We start from the raw sequence: 22,029 nt of genomic DNA on the forward strand, positions 1-22,029 counted from the left end.
ATTAACTAACTCTCCACGATACTTATGCTATAAAAATATAACGATCGTGGCACATGCTGTTGTCTGACTCACTTATCAACGTAAAGGTTTATTAACTACCACGTGAAATTTCTCGCAGGGGATTGACTAATAATGACGATAAATGAGCACTAAGAAGCGCTATTATCACTATTCGGCGAGATTGAGGCGATTAATACATCGTTAAGGTTAATAAGGAAACAAGCCGTACTTGAGCATCAAACATCTATTATATAGAGTATGAATCATAGACGTATGCTAGCGGCAGCTGACAAAAAACATGTTTACGTAATGTTTAGTTAAAACTCCCGACTCTGTTTAAGGTATTGTAACGCAATCTTAATAAAATATCATCAGAACTATGCGCCAAAATACAAACTCTTTGGTAAACAATTTGGCTGACAACCTTCACTAATATTCTAGCAAAATGACTGTAAACCTCTATGTTCGTGGTAAAAATAAATAAGATTTTGATATAACGTTAATGAATAGTCATCCTATTGTCATTATCCTCTTATAGTGCTCAGTATCACTAAACGGCTTTATCAACATTGTCAGCTTATGTGTCACTAACCATATGATTTAACTTATGATACTCCTATAGAGTGGATATGTTAAGACAAAAATAATTGAAGGTTATCAGTATTTTTCATTAAGTTAACCCAATTTGATTGTCACATTGACAATCTTCGTAGGCTATCTATTTATCTATAACTATCGGCGCTCATCATAACAAAAACCCTGTATATATCAATACAAAATGTAAGGGTTTGCCTCATTAGATCAATATAAGCTCATATTTAGCGAGAGATATCAATATATATTGATTTATGACTATGTCAGGTAGATATAAAAATATGATAATTTGTTACAGTTTGACAAATAGTGGCATCTTTGGGTTTTACTTATCCTAAAACCGCGCCATAATGAGACGCAGTAACATCAACCGTAAGTTTATAAAGGATAATAATATGGCAGTTTTTTTGACGGATGCATGGTTTGAGCAAGTATCACAATTAGGCAATGAAGCTGGTGAGCTAAACTTACCGCCAGCATTGGCAAACATGATTATTAATCTAAAAGTTTCTGATGCTGAGCAAGATATCGAAGCCAGTTTTTCAGATGGTCTGCTTCATAAAGGCTTAAACGATAGTGCTACTACTACGCTATTGCTCGATCGTGATACTCTGCAGTCTATTATCACAGATTTTGATATGAATGAGATTATGGGTGCTTTTATGGGCGGTAAGATTCGTGTTGAAGGTGATATGTCACAGTTGATGGCCTTACAAACTGCACGTGTGAGTACGGAACAAAAAGAGCTATTTAAACGTATTAAATCAATGACTACGATGGCTTAGAGTTGTTTAGCCATGCACAAAAAAGCCCCTAATTAAATATTAGGGGCTTTTTATTGGAACCACAGATTGTTAAAAATTCATATTTATACTTAGTAGATAATAATATTATGCCCTAGCTAAATTAATTTTTTTAAGATGTTTAACTGGCTTGTATCTGATTCTGTATCTATACTTTTGAATTTTCAGATGTCTGATTTTCTTTATAAATTGCTGCTTGTAGCCAGATATTTGCTTGTATGTAATCGTTTACTTGGATAGCTTTGGTAGTCACCGTGCTCAGCGCACCGACACGTACGACAAACGGGTCTGCATCTTGCTCACGTAGTATAACCACATCAAACAAAATGATAGGCTTATCATTGAATATAGTGTCTTGTTTGCCAATTACCTGTCCTTGACACCATGCTTCGTCTTCTTGTCCTAGCGTGTCACCAAATAAATACGCACACATATGACCCAAGTTGATTTCTACAGGTGCCATTTGTTCTTTGGTTTCTGGTTGCCAGTCTTTAATTTGTTCTTGAATATCATCTGGTACTTGTCCATCATTAGCAGCCACTATGTCATTAAAGGCACGATGATAGCGAATGGCTTCTTGATCCTCGACCATAATAACTTCATTCTGCTCGCTGATCGTAATTTCATGCGCCCATGCACTAAAATTCACAAAATAGGGCGTGTTTTGTTGGTACAAATTACGATTGGCAGTATAGAGCTGATCGAAAGCATAAATGATACTGCCATCAACGCTACGTAAACGTAGAACCGCATCGTGTGTACTCTCATTGACGATCGTACGTTCAATCGTACAAGTCAAACCGTAAGGGCCATTGACGCAAGGATAGGCGTTGATAAAGCACTCAGGCTTGCCGTCTTTCATCGCTAATACTTGATTGATATGACAAGGTTGATCTTCTGAGAGTAGCAAGCAAGTATCTTGAGCACTAACGTTATTATTTAGTCCCTTTGGCATAGCCGCTTGCTCGATCATCTGCTGTAGCCATTCCGGCACATCACGACTCATATCATCAGTTAAAATACGCCAATGATCAGCATGACCAGCAGTTTGCTCGTCTGTTAAGGTAATTTTGGTAGGAGATTGTACGTTTTTATATTGATAATTAATGGTCATGAAAATACTCAAACTTAAGTCAGGCATGAAGTTTGGACACCAAATATCGCTAGTTAGTCTTTATTTGTTACTGACGCAGTAAGCCAATACCTAAGCAATATATTATATACATGCTTATTATTGTGCTATGTTTGCGCAGCAACATTAGCGATGGGTCAACAAACAACAATGAGGGGTTAATGACAATTGTCCTTAGCATACAATATATAGGTATAGACGCAACTAATAGCAAGCCCCCCATAAAAAAATAATAACAAAGCACTATGTTTTGTTAAAAAAGACCCGCAGTTTTTGCTAATGATTGGCACATATTGGAAAAATTGTGTCAAACTATCCACTTTTTTGACACCCATAGTTGGCGTGTCTGAAACTACGTTATGTGTTTACTTAATATTAATACAACCATCGCCCTTGTTGGCTCAGTTGTTTGCCAAGCACATCAGGTTTGCTAGTTTGCATTGATGTGCTTATATGAAAGTTGCTCACCCAGATAAGATAAAGAGTTTTAATATGTTTCGTCCTTTAGCGTTATTTATCGGTTTACGGTACACCCGAGCAGAGCGCAGTAATCGCTTTATCTCTTTTATATCGCTCATCTCAATGATTGGTCTAACCCTTGGGGTGGCGGTATTGATTACCGTACTATCAGTTATGAATGGCTTTGATCGCGAGTTGAAAACTCGTATCTTGGGAATGGTTCCGCAAGCGACTGTGACTTCGCCCGAAGTTATCAGTGACTGGAAGCAGCTTGCTGATCGCATCAAAGAAGATCCAGAGGTTGCAGCAGTAGCACCATTCATTCAACTGCAAGGTATGCTGACGTCAAACGGTCAGGTTGCAGGGATTATGGTCACAGGTGTCGATCCTGAGTACGAAAAAAATGTTTCGATCATTAATGAGCATATGACGGAAGGCAGCATTGATACTCTAAAAGGTGGCGACTTTAGTATTGTACTGGGCGAAGAGATGGTGCAGTCTTTAGGTTTGAGTATCGGTGATAAAGTTACTTTGGTGCTACCAGAGGCATCGCCATCTCCAGCTGGCGTGATACCACGCTTTAAGCGTTTTACTTTAACCGGTATATTTAGTATCAGTCCAGAAGTAGATAGCTTGATGGCATTCATTCCAATGAACGATGCGGCGAAACTGCTGCGCCTACCAGAAGGTGCACAAGGTATTCGCATGAAGCTTGATGATTTGTTCAATGCACCGATGGCAGCGCAGAAAGCGGCTGCCATCGCGCCAGAACAACTGTACCCCAACGATTGGACCCAAACCCATGGCAATCTATTTGGTGCTATTCAAATGGAAAAAGCGATGGTAGGCTTGCTACTATTCTTAATTATTCTTGTTGCAGCGTTCAATATTGTCTCAAGTTTAGTCATGCTAGTGACTGATAAAAAAGCAGATATAGCGATTTTGAAAACCTTTGGTGCGTCCCCACGTTTGATTACGCAAGTATTTATGGTACAGGGTGTTGTGATTGGTGTTATTGGTACGGTAGCTGGTACTGTGCTCGGGGTTATATTTGCATTAAGTATTAGTGATATTTTAGGTTGGATTAACCAAAGTTTCGGTCTAAATCTGTTTGACGCATATTTTATCAATTACTTACCGTCGCAGCTACGTTTGGTTGATGTGGTACTGATTACAGGCGCCTCATTTGTCCTAAGCTTTTTGGCAACCATATATCCTGCACGTCGAGCTGCTAAAATTCAGCCTGCACAAACATTGCGTTATGAATAGAGTGCTTTAATACTTTACGATAACAGCGTGGGAAAATATAATTATAAATTTCATGTGTCAGTTTTAAATTGACAATAAATATGAATAAAGGAAGTAGTATGGCGGCCATTTTAGAGGCAAGCAACATCAATAAGATATATGACGAAGGCGCCGTGCGCACACAAGTACTGACGGGCTTGGATTTGTCCGTTAATGCTGGCGAGCGTATCGCTATCGTTGGTACCAGTGGTTCAGGTAAGAGTACTTTGTTGCATTTGTTGGGTGGTCTAGACACACCAACTGAGGGTGAAGTATGGCTGCATGGTAAGTGCTTAAATCATATGAATGAAACTGAGCGCGGTGCGATGCGTAATAAGCATTTGGGTTTTATCTATCAGTTTCATCATTTATTGGCGGAATTCACTGCAGTAGAAAACGTCGCAATGCCGCTATTGATGCGCCCAAAAGTATCAACGACCGAAGCGCGTAAGCAGGCGGTTGAGCTGTTAGAGAATGTAGGTTTAGGACATCGATTAGACCATAGACCAGGTGAGCTATCAGGTGGCGAACGTCAGCGAGTGGCAATTGCTCGCGCATTGGTTACTAAGCCCTCGCTAATATTGGCGGATGAGCCGACCGGTAACTTGGATTACGATAATGCCCAAAGCGTATTTGGCTTGTTGTCAGAGTTGCAGAGTACGATGCAAACGGCATTGCTTATGGTGACTCATGACCGTAATCTAGCAGCACTTGCCGATCGCCAATTATTGCTACGCAATGGTCACTGGGCTGAGTATTAAGCCACTAAACGGATAACAGATAACAGATAAGTACGATAGCAATTTGATAACGACAACTGCTCATATAATTGACAGTCTGAGCAAAATTCATGAGGACGAATATTATGAATGAAAATGATGACCCAGTGGCTGCTTTTGGTAGTGCTGAAGAAGGCGATGACCCATTAAAGACATATATTGATCCAACTTTATTTGATACGCTTGATAGGCAGGCACAAATAGAGTTACTAACACCAGCTTTTGATGCCATAACGCTTGCTGGTGCTGATTACGACATAAAAGCTCAAGATAGTGCTACCGGCAAGCGTTATACTTTACTTAAAGATAAGGAAGTGATCGATATTTTAGTCATGGATAATAGTTTTACGGATCAAGTTATTGAATCTATAAACAAAAACCAAGAAGATGAATAAGGTTTTCGTATAATAAAAACAGTTAGGAATGACTAAGTTTTATTAGGGTTTTGGTGGTTTATCCAAAGTCTCTTTTTGTCGCTTTTGCCAGCTAGTAACGGTTTTATAGCGCCAAATTGCTTTGAAGGCTAAACCACAAACAATACTAGTAACCACTGCTAGCAACGTTAATCCCAAACAGAATGCAGCCAATGATACAGTACCGCGATAAGTAACGAAAGGATTAGCACCACTTGACAATACCCACAAGCTAAAGTCAGTAATCATCCTACCAATTACCCTCAAACTAATCATTGGCTCGCCCATAATCTTAGCACCAACATAATAACCAGCGTAGAAAACTGGAAGGGTGGTAAGGGGGTTCGTGATCCATGTTAAGCCAAGTGCCATAGGTACGTTAGCGCGAAAAATAAGCGCGCCGATTAAAGCCAACAGCATCTGTCCTGGCAACGGAAAAAATGCGCTGAGCACGCCAATATAAACTGCCTTATTCAAACTATGGCGGTTGAATTGCCATAAACGCGGATCAGCCAGATGCGGCGCAAATAGCTTTAAGGTGCGACTTTCTAAGATTTTTTCGGGCGTGGGTAGTAGGCTTTTGAGACGTTTTTGGGGCACAGGTTTGCCTTTGATCATTATCTACAGTCCACTCAGCAGAGTGTAAGAGGCTGGTATGTAGCAATATTAATAAAATATCGTCAGTAAAATAATAGGAAGGGTAGCTATAAGTAATGGCAACCGCGACATGTTTAATTAGTATAGGGTAATATAGTTAATAATGCTATCATCGGTATTTAGTCGTCTTATGTTAGATAATAGACAGTGCAATAAATAATAAGCCATTCAGAACAGTTCATCACTATCTTTTTAAGGTTACTTGCCATCTTATACAGAAGGTTGCAAGTTGCATCAAGCTAAAATTTATTTAATAAACTATCAAGCAAGGAGTGCTGGTGTATTGGTTGGTTGGCATTTCAATAATCGTAGTTATGATAGGGACATTAACGATAGCAACATTGAACCTTGTTGAAGATATGGCTCTACCGTTAAATTCGCTCGTAGTGAGCTCTACAATTTGGCTCTTGTTAATCTTAACGACGGTTATCTTACTTCTCGTTATTCAGCGTAATGCATTGTTACCGCTATCAACTAACTTAACTAATAGCTCTCTTCTCAAATATAAAGCACAGAATACAACCTTGCCTTTTAAATTCATCCGTTATCTGCTGGTGATTATATTGGTAGGCCTACTCATTATTGGCAGTGCACTGCAAGCTTTGTCTGGCTATCAACAAACAGAGAGTACGAAAATTGATGAACCTATGCGAGTTCAAGCGTTGGTTACTATCGAAGGTATCAGCGATAGCGTCTATAATCCTGAAATAAACAGTGGCTATCGGCAAGTGGCAACCTTACAAGCCGTGTCGCCATTAGTCTCCGAATTAACCTCTCAAGATTTACATGCACAAACACGCGATTATATTAATAATAGCCTAAGCAATAGTAATTTACATGATAAGAATTTATATGATGACACTGGTGTAGGTTTAGAATATCGCGTATTACTCAATGCCTATTCTAATAAATCATCTAATAATAAGCAGACATCAGATCTCAATAATTTACAGCCTGGCGATCAGCTGCTAATGACCTTGAATCTTATGCCTTTAGCTACCTCCGAGCAAGCAATCAATAATCCAACAGGTTTTGATAGCTATCGTTGGCTACGTAGTCGTCATATTGATGGTATGGCGACTATCATTGCGATTGGAACACCCGTTAATTCATTAGACAGTGCGTCAGCTTCGAATTCTGCGTCTGAATCCTTCTTGAAACGTTTGCGTACTCACATTGACCAATGGCGTTGGCAACTGCGACAACACTTTTATCAAAACTGGGCGGCGCAAACCATAGCTGAGCAGCAAGCAAAAGCAGTAACATTGAGTTTGCTCACCGGTGATCGCAGTTTAATTAACCGTGACACTAAAGATTTATACCAACTGGCTGGTATCTCCCATCTTTTGGCTATTTCCGGCACCCATGTTTTGTTTTTAGCAATTATGCTCGCAGGTGCAGCCGTATTGTTAGTCGATCGCATGGGGTCTGCGCTATATCGTGTTATACCGCGTTGGCAAGTGCGCTGGTGGGTCATGATTAGTGCCGCCTTTATCTATGCTTTGTTTACAGGTTTTGATGTACCAGCTGCACGTACTGCTTGGATGTTGCTGATAGTAGGATTGGTACGATTAACGCTACTACCGATTAGTACTATGCGTGTATTGCTAGCACTGGCAGTGCTGATGGCATGGCATGATCCTTATGTGTTATGGCAGGCAGGTTATTGGCTATCTTTTATCGCAGTAGCATTATTGCTTAAATATGATGATATGTCGCACCAGCAAGACAAATCAGTTTTGCCACAGCAGTATCGACCTAGTATTAGTCATGATAATCGTACAAGCAATATTTTTCTCACGCAATTATGGATAACGGGCAAACGCATATTCAAACTGCAGTTTTGGTTATTTATCGCGCTGCTACCGATAACGTTGCTATTATTTGGTAAGGCATCGTTGTGGGGGCTAGTCATTAACCTATTTGCTATTGGTTTGTTCGGCTGGATAATCGTCCCATTGAATCTGTTAGCAGGACTTTGTTATCTCGTACTGCCTGCGGTGGCTGATAGTATTTGGTCATTGGTAAGTATGATAGTCGCAGGCTTACATGAACTAATAATGTGGTTAACCTCGTTACCATCACTATCAGATGCATGGTTATATACACCAGTGAACATGGCTATATTATTAATGGCCTTATTGGCTATGTTGCCATGGTTGCTACCGCGCGGGCTTATCAGTCGCTGGCTAGCACTACCGCCACTGAGCTTATTAGTGATGACGGTGTATGCCAATCAGCAGTCATTAGCGATAACGCCAACCCTATATGTGCTACCAACTGGCGATCAATATTTGAGCGCTACGGTGCTGCAATATCCAGTAGTAAATGATAAGACTGATAAAAAAAATAGCAATAGCAATAACAGTACATTGATTTCAGCTAACGTTAGCTGGCTATTTTTAGCAGATCATAGACCATTTGATAAAAGGACGATGTCAAGCGCACTGACTGCAGATAAGTTGACCGCAAGTTTAGAGCAACAGCTACGGACTTTATCGATTAAGCATTTAGAAGGTATCGTCGTACAAACCAATGCAACAGCACTAATGAGAACATTCCCTAGCAAGAATGGAAATAGTAGTAATGCTAAGACTAATACCCAGCTGCTACCAATGACTGTATTGCAGCTACGTCAAAGTATACCTACCAATCAATATTGGCAAGCAGGACGTCATGAACGCTGGACGGCCTACCAACAGTCATATCTAGACAGTAATCAATCTACGAAAAAAACAACGATCAGTGCTCAAAATTGCGAGCAAGGTAAGAATTGGCAGCTGGCTAATGGTGCTTTAACACTGCATGCTATGACAGGCTGGAGTGAAATAGAGGATAATAGCGTTTGGGATTGCACCATAGCAATTGACAGTCAGCAACCAATACGTGTGGTTCGGTATAACGCTAACGACCCACAACAATCCCTGCTTGCAACTACTCAGATACTTAATCCAATGACATTACAAGCTACTCAACAAAGTCCTTATCAAAATAAACAAAACGAACAAGACAAGTCTTATAAAGCGCGTATTATCTTGGATGCTGATACTCACCAGCGCATTTGGCACATGTGGTCATTGCTGTGTTCAGCTGAGTCATTTACTAATGACAAGACTTCAAGTTATCCTATACAGTGGCTTGGTCACAGCGCATCGCAGATATCTGCTGACGTACTAAAGCGCCAACAGGTTGATGAAATAATTACTCACGATCATAATCCCTTAGAAGTAGCATTGAGTTTCAACACGCCCTAACATCATAATATGATGATAATTCACGGTTTCACTATTGAACCATGACTAAAATACCACCATACTTAGTGGCATATTAAGACAGAATATTCATATATTTCAATTTTTACTATATTTATGTTCTAGACCATTTTTTTATTGTTTTAGATTGTTTCTTACCTAGGAAGTTATATGCCCAACTGGCCACCAGACCCTAATAAACGTCCTGATAATTCAGAAAATCAGCCGGTAACATCGCAGCAAATCTCGCCTAATCAGCCAAGTGGACAAGAATGGCGTCTCATTGAAAAAACTTTATTAGCCAGTGTAGAAGAGCAGCGCCGCTCAAGGCGTTGGAGTATCTTTTTCAAATTGCTCACTTTCGGTTATATCCTATTGTTATTTTTAACGGTAGGTCGTAGTTGCACTAGTGAAGCGCCCTCTGGTCTGGACGGAATTGATACCAGTAAGCCACATTTAGCCGTAGTTGAACTACAAGGGACGATAAGTAACGCTGACGCTGCCAATGCCTATGACATTAGCAAAGCATTGACGCGCGCCTTTGAAAATAACAACTCAAAAGCGGTAGCGCTAGAGATTAACTCACCTGGTGGGTCTCCGGTACAATCAGATGAAATCTGGCAAACCATGATGGACTTGCGTCAAGAGTATCCAGATAAGAAGCTCTATGCTGTTATTGGTGATATTGGTGCATCTGGTGCTTATTATATTGCATCAGCTGCAGATGAGATTTATGTTAATCCATCAAGTTTAGTGGGTTCTATTGGCGTCATTATGCCAAGCTATAATATCGAAAGCCTGATGGACAAAGTAGGTGTTGAAGATCGTACTATCACGGCTGGCGAGTATAAAGATATCTTGAGCCTGTCACGTCCGTTAAGTAACTACGAAGAGCAACATGTCGAAAAAGTCCTCGCTAATACGCATAAGCACTTTATCAATGCCGTAAAAGAAGGTCGTGGCGACCGTTTGAAAAATCCAGAAGACAACAAACTATTCTCAGGATTGTTTTGGACTGGTGAGCAATCGATAGCTTTAGGATTAGCCGACAAGACTGGTAGTATTGCAAGTTTGGAAAGAGATTTAAAATTAGACAATGTGGTTAACTATACGCCGATGGATCCGTTCCAAATGTTTATGGATCGCTTCGCAGTCAAACTAGGCGCAGGCGTTGGTTCAAGTATCAATCTTGATGTATTACCGCAAGAAGATGGTAACGTGCAAATGCGTTAAGCATTTTATGTTTTATATTTAATGTGTATGATTGTTGAGGCTGAGCATATAGTTATGCTCAGCCTTAGTTATATATGATGTTTCATAATTCTAAATAACGTACCAAATAATAATATGAACCAATGAGAGCCTGTCATGAGTGAAATCAATTTGCAGACCTTTGCATCGTTGCCTGTATCCAAAATAACCCAGAAGCCGGTCATCCATTTTGCCCATGCCAATGGGATGCCAAGTGCGGTCTATCAACCATTCTTTGAGAAGTTGGCTGAGTTTTTTACGATTGAATATATACCGATGCTAGGTGGAGATCCAAATTATCCTGTTGATAATCATTGGCGCAGTCTAACCCAGCAGATTATCGATAGTGCACAGACTGCCTGCGAAAAACATGGTGTTACGCAAGTGATAGGAGTTGGGCATTCACTTGGTGCTATGTGTACCTTGCAGGCGTTATACCGTGCACCCGAAATCTTTAGTCAAGCGGTACTCATGGACCCGCCTTGGATTTATGGCAAGTCCAGTTTGATTTGGCATGTGGCAAAGGCGGCTGACAAGCTACCCCTGATGGATAATCGCATGATGGATAAGTTGTCACCATCCGGAATATCTAAGAATCGTCGTGACGTTTGGGACAGTCGTGCAGATGCTTACGAGAAGATGCGTCATAAAGGTTTTTTTAAGCATTTTGATGAACGTAGTTTTGAGGGCTATATTCAGCATGGCTTATGTGAGCGCGCAGATGGTAAAGTAACGTTGGCAATCCCTAAAGACAGTGAGGTTGCTGTGTTTCGTACCAATCCATCTTGGTACTGGTTATCTCCTAATCGCAGGCCTAAACCGCCAGTTACGCTAATTATTGGAGAAGATAGTATATTTTTAAAGCGTCGTTTCCCGCAGCAAATACAAACACGGCTGGGTATTCCTTACGAAACGCATGCAGGTGGTCATATGTTTCCACTTGAGCATCCAGAGTCTGTAGCATTACAGGTATTAACATTAATTAAGCAGCAACTGCCAACGTAAAGGCTAGATATTATTAATATTAATTTTCTATTAGAATTGACAGTTTACCGTTTTGAGTCATAACGTTATGCCAAACCATGCCACCGCTTCGAACGATGTATTGACACTGCAGTCTAAGCGTTTACCATTATTTTCACGCTTAGGTGCATTCCTACTTGTTATAGGGATGGTCATCGCTTTTTTTGGCAGTCAATTGATTGGGATATATATCGCTGGCAAGCTATGGTTGCCCATCGTCAAAAACTCAACAGTGGGTGATATATTCTTTTTTGGTAGTAATGATGGGACAGTAGTAAGCGCATCGATTATTATTAGCTGCGTGTTACTAATGGCACTCAGCTATTTGATTGTGCGCTTAAAATCTGGTGACATGCGTCAGTATTTAGCACTCAAACCGTTCTCAATAGCAGTCGGCATGGGTGTGCTTGGATTGCTATTGATATTTATGATTGGCAGTCAGGCATTGACTTACTTGTTGGATAAATCACCACTGGTCTTCGTAGATCCTTTATATCAATCTGTCAGTTCAGTGTGGTTGTTAATCTTTGCAATGGTGATTGTCGCACCGATATATGAAGAGTTGGTTTTTCGCGGTATATTATGGTCAGCCATTGCTGAGCAGTTTGCTGCAACGTCATATTCGAAGCAGCGCGGTACACTGGTAGCGAGTATCGTGACTAGCCTTATATTTGCCATTATTCATCTGCAATATGGTATTTATGAAATCACTACTATCGTAGTACTAGCATTTATATTTTGCTACGCGCGGATCAAGTCAGGCTCGCTAATACTGCCAATGCTATTACACATTATTAATAATGGTGTTGCTATGTGGCAGTATTTAGCACAAGTGGCTTAGTCAAAAATCTGTTTAGCCAAAATAAGTTTAATCAAAACAGTCTTACCCAAGACAAACTACGCATCAGGGTTTAACTGTAGAACCTCCGATGCTGCCTGCTTGATGTCTTCAATCGTTAAATGAGGCTTACCACTTAACGCTTGTCGCCACTTGCGTGCGCCAGTCATTCCTTGGAACAGTCCTAAATAGTGTCGCGCCATCGTAGAGAGTGCTTCACCTTTTGCGACCTGTTCATCCAGATATGGATACAGCTGCGCTAAAATATCTGAGCGCTTGGGTACAGGTTGCCCCCATAAGCCATTGGCTTCTGCTAATAGATAAGGGTTGTGATAAAAGGCTCGTCCGATCATAACGCCATCAATGTGCTGCAAGTGCGCTGCAATATCGGCTATTGTATCGATACCACCGTTAATTTCGATCTCAAGCTCTGGAAAATCTTGCTTGAGACGATAGACATCATCATAACGTAGCGGCGGTATCTCACGGTTCTGCTTAGGACTAAGACCTTGTAGCCATGCGGTACGTGCATGAACGATAAAGCGCGTGCAACCAGCAGCGGCCACAGTTTGTACAAAATCTGCCATGAACTCATAACTGTCAAAATCATCAATACCAATGCGATGCTTAACCGTCACTGGAATATCGACAGCAGCCTGCATGTGCTTCACTAAATCAGCGACCGTATGGGGTTCTGCCATTAGGCAAGCGCCAATCTTATTATGCTGTACGCGGTCAGAGGGGCAGCCAACATTGATATTGACCTCGTCGTAACCATGCTGCTGGGCAAATTCAGCACACTGAGTCATTTCGGTAGTGTCTGCACCTCCTAGCTGCAATACAACAGGATGCTCAAGTGCATCAAAGCGTAAATGCCGCGCACGGTTGCCATGGATTAACGCACCGGTACTGATCATCTCGGTGTATAAATAAACTTGCGGATTAAAGAGCCGCGCAAAGTAACGATAATCTGTCGTTGTCCAGTCAATCATCGGTGCGACTGAGAGTCGTTTATTGGTCATATCAACCATGGTTGTTAAGCCTTAATATTTTATTTTTTAAATATTTATATTGGATGCAATGGGTTAAAAAGATTATTACACTCAACTTTTAAACAAAGAAGTTATAAAAATGAATAATAGGTAAGTTGAATAATACCGATGCTAAATAAGCTGATTGATTTTTTTATATTCGGGCAAATTATAAAAATAAACCCCCATAATAATTCCAATACAGCCGATAAAAGCGATGTACAGTGCTGGTGAAAAACTTACAAACGTAGTGGCATAGCCAAGCCCAAAAGGTACTGATACGCCTACAATACCATAGGTCACGTTGTAGCAAAACGCCATTCCTGTTAGGCGTACATTGGTCGGAAATAACTGTACGAAAATAGCTGGCACCATTCCAACAATGCCAGCACAAAATCCTAAGAGTGCATACATGATTAAAATATAATCGCCACCAGCCTGCATATGGTAAAAAAAGGCAAACATTTGAGCGATTAGTAAGATAGAACCAGCGACTAAAATTTTACCGAAATTTTGATAGTTAGATAGTATTCCATAAAACACACAACCAAAAATCATAAACACAATACCTAAGCTGTGTGAAAACCCAAACAAATCTTTGTCCAAGCTAAAGCGCAATTCAATCAAATCTGGGAGCAATAGTACGATTACGGTAGTAATGCTAGAAATAATCAAAGTTAACATCATGCCGATAAATATTGAATGTTTACAATGCTTAAAGAGTAATGTGAATGGTTTGGCAACATAGTTACTAGGCTTTGACTTGTTCATCTCTAAAAAAAACGGTGACTCGTCAATAAAGCGCCATGCCAATAATGGCAAAAAGCTCATGGCCGCTGCAACAAAAAATGGCAAGCGCCAACCATAAGTGGTTAGTTGCTCAGGAGTCATAGAACCAGTCAGCCATACAAAAAAAGCGTTGGAGAGTAGCACACCTATAAAAAAACTGGCGGTCACATAACTACAGCCAACTGATAAATACTGCCGTGGTACATGCTCTGCCACAAAAACCCAAGCTAATGGCACATAAAGACCAAACGCCATGCCTTGTATAAGCCTTAATATTATAAATAAGGCTGGAGCTACTAATCCCCATTGTGCATACGTTGGCAAACATGCCATTGCCAGCAAACTACCTGCGATGATCAGCATACTGATTAATAAAGTCGGCTTACGGCCCTTGATATCACCATATCGACCAAGAATGATGCCACCAAGCGGTCGTGCCAAATAGCCCACGGCAAAAAGCCCAATTCCTCGAAGTTTTAGAACATCAGGATTGGTACTAGCGGGGAAAAAAGCAGAGGACACAATGTCTGCAATATATAAATAGATCAGAAAGTCGAAAAAAGCAATAGCGCTGCAAAAGCAGATAAATAGAACGATATTTTTGTCTTTAGAAGACATTAGTGCATATTGAGAACGAGACGGCATAATAGATCACGCATCCACATATTAAAGTGGTTGTTAAGACGGTCATCATGGAGATAACCGGCCATAATGAAAAGCGGCAAACCAACATAATTAGATGCTGATTTGCCGAAAAAATAAATTAGAACGTTTTAAGCTAAGAGGATTTTGCTTGAAAGCTCACTAACCAATTTAAGGACATCTTTAGAAATTAAACAGTTTTAAATTTTATAATAGCCAGTCGATAGGTAGCCAAGACATGATAGTGAGCCATACGTGGTCAGAGAAACCTACTCGTGGCTCTGAATTATAAACCACCTTTTTACCATCTTCGATGGTATGCCACTGTAATTGATTGTTATCTATTAACTTTACTTCATAAGCTTGACTCAATAGATCATCACTAAGCGCCTCATGCAACTGACTGGCTAGCTCATCATCATTGATAATTACACCCATTTCAGTATTAATATTGGCTGAACGTGGATCAACATTATAAGAGCCAATGAAGACCTGATGGTCATCTACAGCAAAAGTCTTAGCATGTAAGCTGGTTGATGACTGACTGCGCGCTTTCCATAATTTATTTTCGCGTTTCTCTTCACTAGCAGTCGATTTTAGCTCATATATTTTGACACCAGCACCCAGCAAGTGAGGACGCCATTTACTATAACCAGAATGCACTGCAGTCACGTCAGTAGCATCAAAAGAGTTGGTCAAAATCTTTATATCGATACCTGATTCTGCCAACTGTACTAGAGTATCTACTCCATCCTTAGTTGGGACAAAGTACGATGAAATGATAGTGAGTTTTTTAGACGGACTGCCTAATAAGGTACGTAATTGATGAACCAAGTTGCTGTCGGTAGGAACTGTTTTGGTCAATTTGCCAACGTCATCACTCAAAAACTGCATGTCTGTCCAACGAAATGGCACGCGTTTATTGACCAAATCAACATCAATAGAGGAGTCTTCAATAGCTGTTTTGTAGATAGCTAAACTGCTGCGTGAACTACTCTTTTCATCTTCATCTAACTTATCTAAACCGATTAAAAAATTACTGGTAGTCCCTTTATCTAGAGTGACCAGCGTTTCAATATCGAAGGATATCGGTGCTGACCAGTAGCTCATAAAGCTATTATCAATATCTGCAACTACTTTGCCGATGAGCAGCACATCTAAATCAGCAAATTGACTGTTTTGATCATTACTAAGATACTCATTGCCAATGTTACGACCGCCAATAACGGTAATCTGCTTATCGAAAGTCATGCTTTTATTATGCATACGCCGGTTGATACGTGGTAGGCCAGTGACAAAGTTCATCGCTTGGAACTTGCGGTGCATCAAGGGATTAATAATACGTACAGCAATATTTGGATGACTGGCAAAACGCAGTAAATGCTGATCAAATTTTGCATCGTTATTAAAGTCATCGAGCAACAAGCGTACAATAACTCCGCGCTCAGCTGCTTCCCATAAGTCTTTCAATAGTAATTGACCTGCCTGATCGTCATGCCAAATATAGTACTGCACATCAATACTGCGAGTAGCCATATCAGTCAAAATGCTACGTGAGGCAAAAGCGTTCGCACCAGTTACAATCGGATGATAGCCTGATAACTCAGGGTGAATGTCATTTTGTTCACTAATGGCTGCAACCAAGTCGGTATTACTAATGTCAGTATTTTTACTTTGAGAGCTGTCTAGGCTACTGTCTTGTTGGTATAAAGCATTAACGCGCGCTGATAGCGCTTGGCTTTCAGGCAAATGTGGCTGCTTTGGCAAGCTTTGGCATCCACTAAGGCCTAAGGTTAGTCCAAGTGTTAGACTCAGCGTCAAGCTGCTTGGCTCTATACTTAACATCGACATAACTGGTTTACCTTAATGAGCTTAAAAAAGTGAGCTTAAAAATATACTGGAATTTATACAGACTAATGTAGAGTAATAATAGCATTGTTTATGAGCTATATAATAGCAACGTTTAGAACACGAATTAAATCGCTGCTTAGCTTAGCAGGTGTCGCAATATCTGCCTATTAAAAATACGTTATTTTTCTTAGACTGAGATATTGATCGAGTTGAAGCGACAACTTATCTTAAGCTCTATTGCTTGGCAAGATAGTTTTCAAAAATAACCTTTTAGGAATACTCAAAACTAATCATCAATTTTAGCTGTCTTGAAAGATATAGGTAGTTAGCAGCGATACCTGAAAGCTACTAACTAAACCTACTAACTAAACCTACTAACTAAACCTACTAACTGAAATCTAATGTCTGAAATATAGTGGCATGATATGATAAACGCCTTCATCAATCTATAATTAGAAAGATAAGCAGTAATCTCAATACTCACCATAGCAACGGAAAACTTATGAGTCAGTCGCAAGTGCAAGATGAAAGTAATCTAAATAAATTAGATCCAAACTGGCGTAATGATGCCTTAGATTTAGGCCTCGATTATGGTATGCAGACCATTGCGGTTCGTGCAGGGCAACACCGTACTGACGAGGGCGAGCACTCCGAACCTATATTTACTACCAGCTCTTATGTCTATACTTCAGCAAGCGATGCCGCCGCGCATTTTGATGGCACCAAGACTGGTAACGTCTATTCACGGCATACCAATCCTAGCGTGCGCACCTTTGAGCGTCGTTTAGCAGCACTTGAAAATGGCGAGCGCGCTGTCGCTACAGCTTCAGGCATGGGCGCAATTTTGACCATGTGCTTAGCCTACTTAAAGGCAGGCGATCATCTGCTTGCCGCCAATCAATTATTTGGCTCATCTATTGGGCTGTTTAATAATTATATGGCTAAGTTCGGCGTTGAGGTTAGCTACGTCGATTGTTTCGATAATGATGCATGGGCAAATGCCATACAACCAAATACTAAAGTGATTTATTGCGAAAGCCCGAGCAATCCTTTGGCACAGATTTGTGATATCGGTTATTTAAGTCAGCTCTGTAAAGCCAATGATGTGTTACTAGTCGTTGATAATTGTTTTGCTACGCCAGCGCTGCAACGCCCATTAGATTTGGGTGCTGATGTGGTGATTCATTCTGCAACCAAATACTTAGACGGGCAGGGTCGAGTATTGGGTGGTGCGCTGGTCGGTAGTGATAAGCTGATGCAAGAGGCATTTACAGTTGTGCGCTCAGGCGGTATCAGTATGAGTCCGTTTAATGCATGGGTCTTTACCAAAGGACTTGAGACACTTAAATTACGTATGCAAGCTCACTGTGCCAATACTAATAAAGTAGCAGCGTTCTTGGTCAGTCATCCTAACGTCAGTAAAGTGCACTTTTCAGGACTCTCTGATCACCCATCTCACGAGCTTACCAAGCGTCAACATCATATGAATGAAGGCTATGGCGCCATCATGGGTTTTGAAGTTGAGGCATCTGCTCATGCGGATAGCCGTGATCCAAAGGTTGCTGCTTGGCATGTTATCGACTCGACTCAAATGGTCTCTATCACCAACAACTTAGGGGATGCCAAAACCACCATTACGCATCCTGCGACCACAACTCATTTTCGACTGACACCTGAGGCGCGCGCTGAGGCTGGTGTCAAAGATGGGCTTATCCGTTTGTCGGTAGGTCTAGAAGATGTAGAAGATATTATCAAAGATTTGGCACGTGGTTTAGACAGTTTATAAAGATGACGGTATAATCAACGTTATCGTATCAATTTTATGATTAACAGCTATTCATCATTTATCATTCATTACTATAAAAGAAAGAGGCAATTATGAACATTCAAGCACTTATGCAACAAGCACAAACGATGCAAAAGAAAGTTGAAGCTAATGTTGAGACGGCAAAAAAGGATTTAGCTAATAAAGAAGTCCATGCAGAAGCGGGTAGTGGTCTAGTAAAAGTCACTATGACTGGTCGTCATGTGGTCAAGCGCTTAAGTATTGATCCAAGCTTGCTTGAAGATGAGCCTGATATGATCGAAGACTTAATCGCTGCTGCTATCAATGATGCGGTTCGTCAAGCAGATGAGCTATACGAAGAAACAATGGCTGGCGCGACTTCAGGCATGGGTCTACCACCAGGTATGCAAGGTTTATTCTAAGCCTTAATTTGCGGTAAATACTGCATATTGAAGACAATAATGGGGTTGTTATCTATAGGATGCGACCCCATTTTTATAGCTACGGTTTATAGATAAAGGAAGCAACTTTGCTTACAGCCAAATTTGATCAGCTGGTTAAACAGCTGCGTATTTTACCGGGTGTCGGTCAAAAGAGCGCTCAGCGCATGGCGTTACATCTGCTCACTAAGAAACGTCCACAAGGTATGGCACTTGCTCAAGCACTTGATGAGGCAATGCGTGATATCGTTGAATGTCAGCGTTGTCATAGCTTTAGTGATGATGCAGTTTGCCCGCTGTGCCAAGATCCAAGACGCGATGATGGGATACTGTGTGTGGTCGAGACCGCTGCTGACGTTATGGCAATTGAGCAGACTGCAGGCTACCGTGGACGCTATTTTGTCTTAGGTGGGCATCTGTCACCGATTGATGGTATCAGCGCTGATGATTTAAATATTGACCAATTGGTATGGCGCGTCAAACAAGAACCAGTCGAAGAGCTCATACTGGCAACGGGTACTACTGTTGAAGGTCAGACGACTGCGCACTTTATTAGTGAGGCTGTCAGTCGTCACGTCAATAAAGTCACGCGTTTGGCACAAGGCGTACCTATGGGCGGTGAACTTGAATATCTTGATAGTATGACTCTTGGGCAAGCTCTACAAAATCGCTCTTTTTTATAATAAAAATAAGTCATGTATCTTTTGGATTGGTACATAGCAGCTCTCAGAATTTAAATTTCTAAGCGCTTATTTATCATTTTATACTTGGTGTTGTTATACTAAGCGTTTTGAACTAAGCATTTCAAACTAAGTATCGTGTTTTGCTATAATAATTTAATTTTCTATCTCTAAGCGCTATTGTTAGCGCTTTATTCTCTTTTATCTATGCAGGTATCTGCCCGTGTCTGACCTTAGCTCTTTTGATTCAACCTCCCAAACCCACTATTCTCAAGATAGTGATTTGCAATCTAACCCGACTGAAAGTGTTAATGATAGCCAGATGCGCGCAGTTGCTAATTTAGCAGCAGTGCCTGCCGAGCCAGATATTGATGCATTACTAGATGTAGCGGATGAGGCGTCTGTCACTTGGGTGCGGGAACAAGAGCAATTAGACGAAGTCATTAGGGCCTTGGAGGTTTGTGGACGAGTAGCTCTAGATACTGAGTTTATCAAGCGTGATACTTATTATCCGCGTTTGGCACTCGTGCAGCTAAATACGGGCGATCATATTTATTTGTTAGATGCGCCGCAGTTACAATTAGCTGAACTTTGGCAAGCGCTAAGTAAAGTTGATGTTGCAATTTGGCATGCTTGCGGAGAAGATTTAGGTATTTTTTATCTACTATCTGGTTGTCCGCCATTGACCAATATTTTTGATACGCAGATTGCCTTATCTTATTTAACTGGGCAGCTACAAATGGGCTATCAGCAAGCACTTGATGATCAGTTGGATATGCATATTGATAAAGAACAAAGTCAATCTGATTGGTTGCAACGCCCATTATCAGATGAGCAAGAGCAATATGCAATTGATGATGTACGTTTTTTACCAGCGCTATATTTGAGCCTTGAATATGAGTTAAAAAGACAAGGTCTGTTTGAATATGTATGGGCAGATTGCCAGTTGTATGCTTATGAGCTATACCAAACGCAGCATGTAGAAGATGAGGCCATGTACTTAACGATGGCAGATTATCGCTATAATTCGCAACAAATGGCGATATTGCAAGCGGTTGCTACTTGGCGTGAAGCGCTGGCACGTTCGACCAATCAGCCGCGTACTTTTGTGATTAAAAAACAAGCAGTGCGTGAGATTATCACCGAAAAGCCAACCAGTATGCGTGAGCTTGCCCATAAGACAACAATTCACCGTAGTATGTTGCGTCTTTATGGTGAAGAGTTGCTAAAGGTCATCAAAGAAGCAAAAAACCTAGCGCCTGTTGAGCATCCAGAGTGCTTACTACCGCCATACCGCTCTAAAAATAAAGTGCTGTCAAAAGCCGTTCAACAAGCGGTAGATGCACAAGCAGAAAAAATTGGCGTGCCAGCTAACGTGCTTATGCGCAAAAAATGGCTGGGGCAGCTTTACGAAGTGATTGCCTTTGATAAAGATTTAGCAGAACTACCGCAAGGCTTAAAGGGCTGGCGCAATGATTGGGTAATGCAAACTTTAATTCCTGTCATTAAAAAGCATAAAACAGAATTGCAGCAAGGTATGGGTATCAACGTTTAAATCTTCCATACTGTAGAAAATATTCTGTTTGCGCCGCCACTGACTCATTAACTAACATGCCTGTATGTGAGACGGGCATGACAATATGGTCAGTAGCAGCATCAATTTTAGTCTCCTTTACATATACCGTCCCATCATGCACAAGCTCCTGCTCAAGTTGCGATCGGCCTGCTTTACGCAGCTTGCGATTATGATATTGCAAAAATAGCTGCCCCAAGCCATAGGGCTTATTGCCCGCAATCACGCCCAAAGTAACATGTTCTGGCAATGTCGCAACCGTCCCATCCAATGCATCAACATATGAGCGACCTACGACAATAGGGGTCAATCGCCAAATGTAATCGGCACAAACGCTACCAACATGCGGTGTCCCGAGGGTCACGCAGCGTCCAATCTGCCACTTTGGGTAATGATAAACAAAATCGCGAATAATCAAGCCACCTAAACTATGCCCGACCAAATCTATCGGCAGGTCGGGATGATGGTTATGCTCAAGCCATGTATTGAGACGCTGACTATTGGTTGTGATGCCATCACGCATACTACGGTAGCTGTATTGATGAGTATCAAAACCTGCTGCTTGTAAGCGTTTAGCCAATGGCCGCATAATCCATGCGGTTTGATGTAAGCCATGAATAAGAATGACCCGGTTTTTCTGTTGCATGATATTGTCCAAAAAAGCTATTTTATTACAGTGAGTTAAGCTAATTTCTATCGCCTTCAGCTTTTATTATATCGCTAAATAATAGGATTGTTTATCGGTGATGT

At 40.9% G+C, this 22,029-nt stretch carries 18 protein-coding genes; 12 read left to right on the top strand and 6 right to left on the bottom strand.

Features of this window, described 5'->3' with window-relative positions; translation table 11 throughout:
* Positions 1 to 989: 989 nt before the first annotated feature.
* Complete coding sequence (locus AAEY87_RS09620; RefSeq protein ID WP_068036570.1) at positions 990 to 1,379, top strand: SCP2 sterol-binding domain-containing protein; 390 nt, start codon at positions 990 to 992, stop codon at positions 1,377 to 1,379.
* A gap of 166 nt (positions 1,380 to 1,545) precedes the next feature.
* On the opposite strand, the gene AAEY87_RS09625 is transcribed toward AAEY87_RS09620, so the two are convergent.
* Entirely contained in the window at positions 1,546 to 2,511 is a 966-nt protein-coding gene (locus AAEY87_RS09625) for a hypothetical protein (RefSeq protein ID WP_350657016.1), read from the bottom strand.
* A 510-nt stretch (positions 2,512 to 3,021) separates the two neighbouring features.
* Here AAEY87_RS09625 and AAEY87_RS09630 point away from each other — a divergent pair.
* The 3 genes from AAEY87_RS09630 to AAEY87_RS09640 all read left to right on the top strand — a co-directional run bounded on the left by AAEY87_RS09630 (position 3,022) and on the right by AAEY87_RS09640 (position 5,449).
* Positions 3,022 to 4,257 carry a lipoprotein-releasing ABC transporter permease subunit gene (locus AAEY87_RS09630; RefSeq protein ID WP_068036568.1) on the top strand — a complete coding sequence of 412 codons (1,236 nt, stop codon included), beginning with the start codon at positions 3,022 to 3,024 and terminating at the stop codon, positions 4,255 to 4,257.
* 98 nt (positions 4,258 to 4,355) lie between these two features.
* Positions 4,356 to 5,036: a lipoprotein-releasing ABC transporter ATP-binding protein LolD gene (lolD, locus tag AAEY87_RS09635; RefSeq protein WP_068036567.1), complete on the top strand. Its 681-nt coding sequence runs from the start codon at positions 4,356 to 4,358 to the stop codon at positions 5,034 to 5,036.
* A gap of 104 nt (positions 5,037 to 5,140) precedes the next feature.
* A complete protein-coding gene (locus AAEY87_RS09640) occupies positions 5,141 to 5,449 on the top strand; it encodes a hypothetical protein (RefSeq protein ID WP_350657017.1) in 309 nt (102 codons plus the stop codon).
* 42 nt (positions 5,450 to 5,491) lie between these two features.
* Here AAEY87_RS09640 and AAEY87_RS09645 read toward each other — a convergent pair whose 3' ends face one another.
* Entirely contained in the window at positions 5,492 to 6,067 is a 576-nt protein-coding gene (locus AAEY87_RS09645; RefSeq protein ID WP_350657018.1) for a DUF2062 domain-containing protein, read from the bottom strand.
* A gap of 335 nt (positions 6,068 to 6,402) precedes the next feature.
* Here AAEY87_RS09645 and AAEY87_RS09650 point away from each other — a divergent pair, with 335 nt between their 5' ends.
* The 4 genes from AAEY87_RS09650 (at position 6,403) to AAEY87_RS09665 (ending at position 12,490) form a co-directional block, all read left to right on the top strand.
* Positions 6,403 to 9,378, top strand: a complete 2,976-nt coding sequence (locus AAEY87_RS09650) for a ComEC/Rec2 family competence protein (RefSeq protein WP_350657019.1) — start codon at positions 6,403 to 6,405, stop codon at positions 9,376 to 9,378.
* Between the two features lie 168 nt (positions 9,379 to 9,546).
* Positions 9,547 to 10,608 (top strand): signal peptide peptidase SppA, encoded by a 1,062-nt coding sequence (sppA, locus tag AAEY87_RS09655; RefSeq protein ID WP_068036563.1) that lies wholly within the window; start codon positions 9,547 to 9,549, stop codon positions 10,606 to 10,608.
* A gap of 135 nt (positions 10,609 to 10,743) precedes the next feature.
* On the top strand, positions 10,744 to 11,631 hold the full coding sequence (locus AAEY87_RS09660; RefSeq protein ID WP_068036562.1) for an alpha/beta fold hydrolase: 888 nt from the start codon (positions 10,744 to 10,746) through the stop codon (positions 11,629 to 11,631).
* Positions 11,632 to 11,698: 67 nt separating this feature from the next.
* On the top strand, positions 11,699 to 12,490 hold the full coding sequence (locus tag AAEY87_RS09665; RefSeq protein ID WP_350657020.1) for a CPBP family intramembrane glutamic endopeptidase: 792 nt from the start codon (positions 11,699 to 11,701) through the stop codon (positions 12,488 to 12,490).
* Between the two features lie 56 nt (positions 12,491 to 12,546).
* On the opposite strand, the gene dusA is transcribed toward AAEY87_RS09665, so the two are convergent.
* The 3 genes from dusA to AAEY87_RS09680 all read right to left on the bottom strand — a co-directional run bounded on the left by dusA (position 12,547) and on the right by AAEY87_RS09680 (position 16,800).
* A complete protein-coding gene (gene dusA, locus AAEY87_RS09670) occupies positions 12,547 to 13,518 on the bottom strand; it encodes a tRNA dihydrouridine(20/20a) synthase DusA (protein WP_350657021.1) in 972 nt (323 codons plus the stop codon).
* Positions 13,519 to 13,650: 132 nt separating this feature from the next.
* Entirely contained in the window at positions 13,651 to 14,952 is a 1,302-nt protein-coding gene (locus AAEY87_RS09675; RefSeq protein WP_068036558.1) for an MFS transporter, read from the bottom strand.
* A 204-nt stretch (positions 14,953 to 15,156) separates the two neighbouring features.
* Positions 15,157 to 16,800: a phospholipase D family protein gene (locus AAEY87_RS09680; RefSeq protein ID WP_068036557.1), complete on the bottom strand. Its 1,644-nt coding sequence runs from the start codon at positions 16,798 to 16,800 to the stop codon at positions 15,157 to 15,159.
* 502 nt (positions 16,801 to 17,302) lie between these two features.
* Here AAEY87_RS09680 and AAEY87_RS09685 point away from each other — a divergent pair.
* The 4 genes from AAEY87_RS09685 (at position 17,303) to AAEY87_RS09700 (ending at position 21,261) form a co-directional block, all read left to right on the top strand.
* Positions 17,303 to 18,586 carry an O-succinylhomoserine sulfhydrylase gene (locus tag AAEY87_RS09685; protein WP_350657022.1) on the top strand — a complete coding sequence of 428 codons (1,284 nt, stop codon included), beginning with the start codon at positions 17,303 to 17,305 and terminating at the stop codon, positions 18,584 to 18,586.
* A 92-nt stretch (positions 18,587 to 18,678) separates the two neighbouring features.
* Positions 18,679 to 19,008: a YbaB/EbfC family nucleoid-associated protein gene (locus AAEY87_RS09690; protein ID WP_068036555.1), complete on the top strand. Its 330-nt coding sequence runs from the start codon at positions 18,679 to 18,681 to the stop codon at positions 19,006 to 19,008.
* A 107-nt stretch (positions 19,009 to 19,115) separates the two neighbouring features.
* Complete coding sequence (gene recR, locus AAEY87_RS09695) at positions 19,116 to 19,709, top strand: recombination mediator RecR (RefSeq protein ID WP_350657023.1); 594 nt, start codon at positions 19,116 to 19,118, stop codon at positions 19,707 to 19,709.
* A 220-nt stretch (positions 19,710 to 19,929) separates the two neighbouring features.
* A complete protein-coding gene (locus AAEY87_RS09700) occupies positions 19,930 to 21,261 on the top strand; it encodes a ribonuclease D (RefSeq protein WP_350657025.1) in 1,332 nt (443 codons plus the stop codon).
* Here the strand turns inward: AAEY87_RS09700 and AAEY87_RS09705 are convergent.
* A complete protein-coding gene (locus tag AAEY87_RS09705) occupies positions 21,251 to 21,925 on the bottom strand; it encodes an esterase/lipase family protein (RefSeq protein WP_350657026.1) in 675 nt (224 codons plus the stop codon). The genes AAEY87_RS09700 and AAEY87_RS09705 overlap by 11 nt on opposite strands.
* Positions 21,926 to 22,029 lie beyond the last annotated feature (104 nt).

Origin of the sequence: Psychrobacter sp. S1-30-MNA-CIBAN-0213 (assembly GCF_040309845.1) — a bacterium.
Classification (GTDB): domain Bacteria; phylum Pseudomonadota; class Gammaproteobacteria; order Pseudomonadales; family Moraxellaceae; genus Psychrobacter.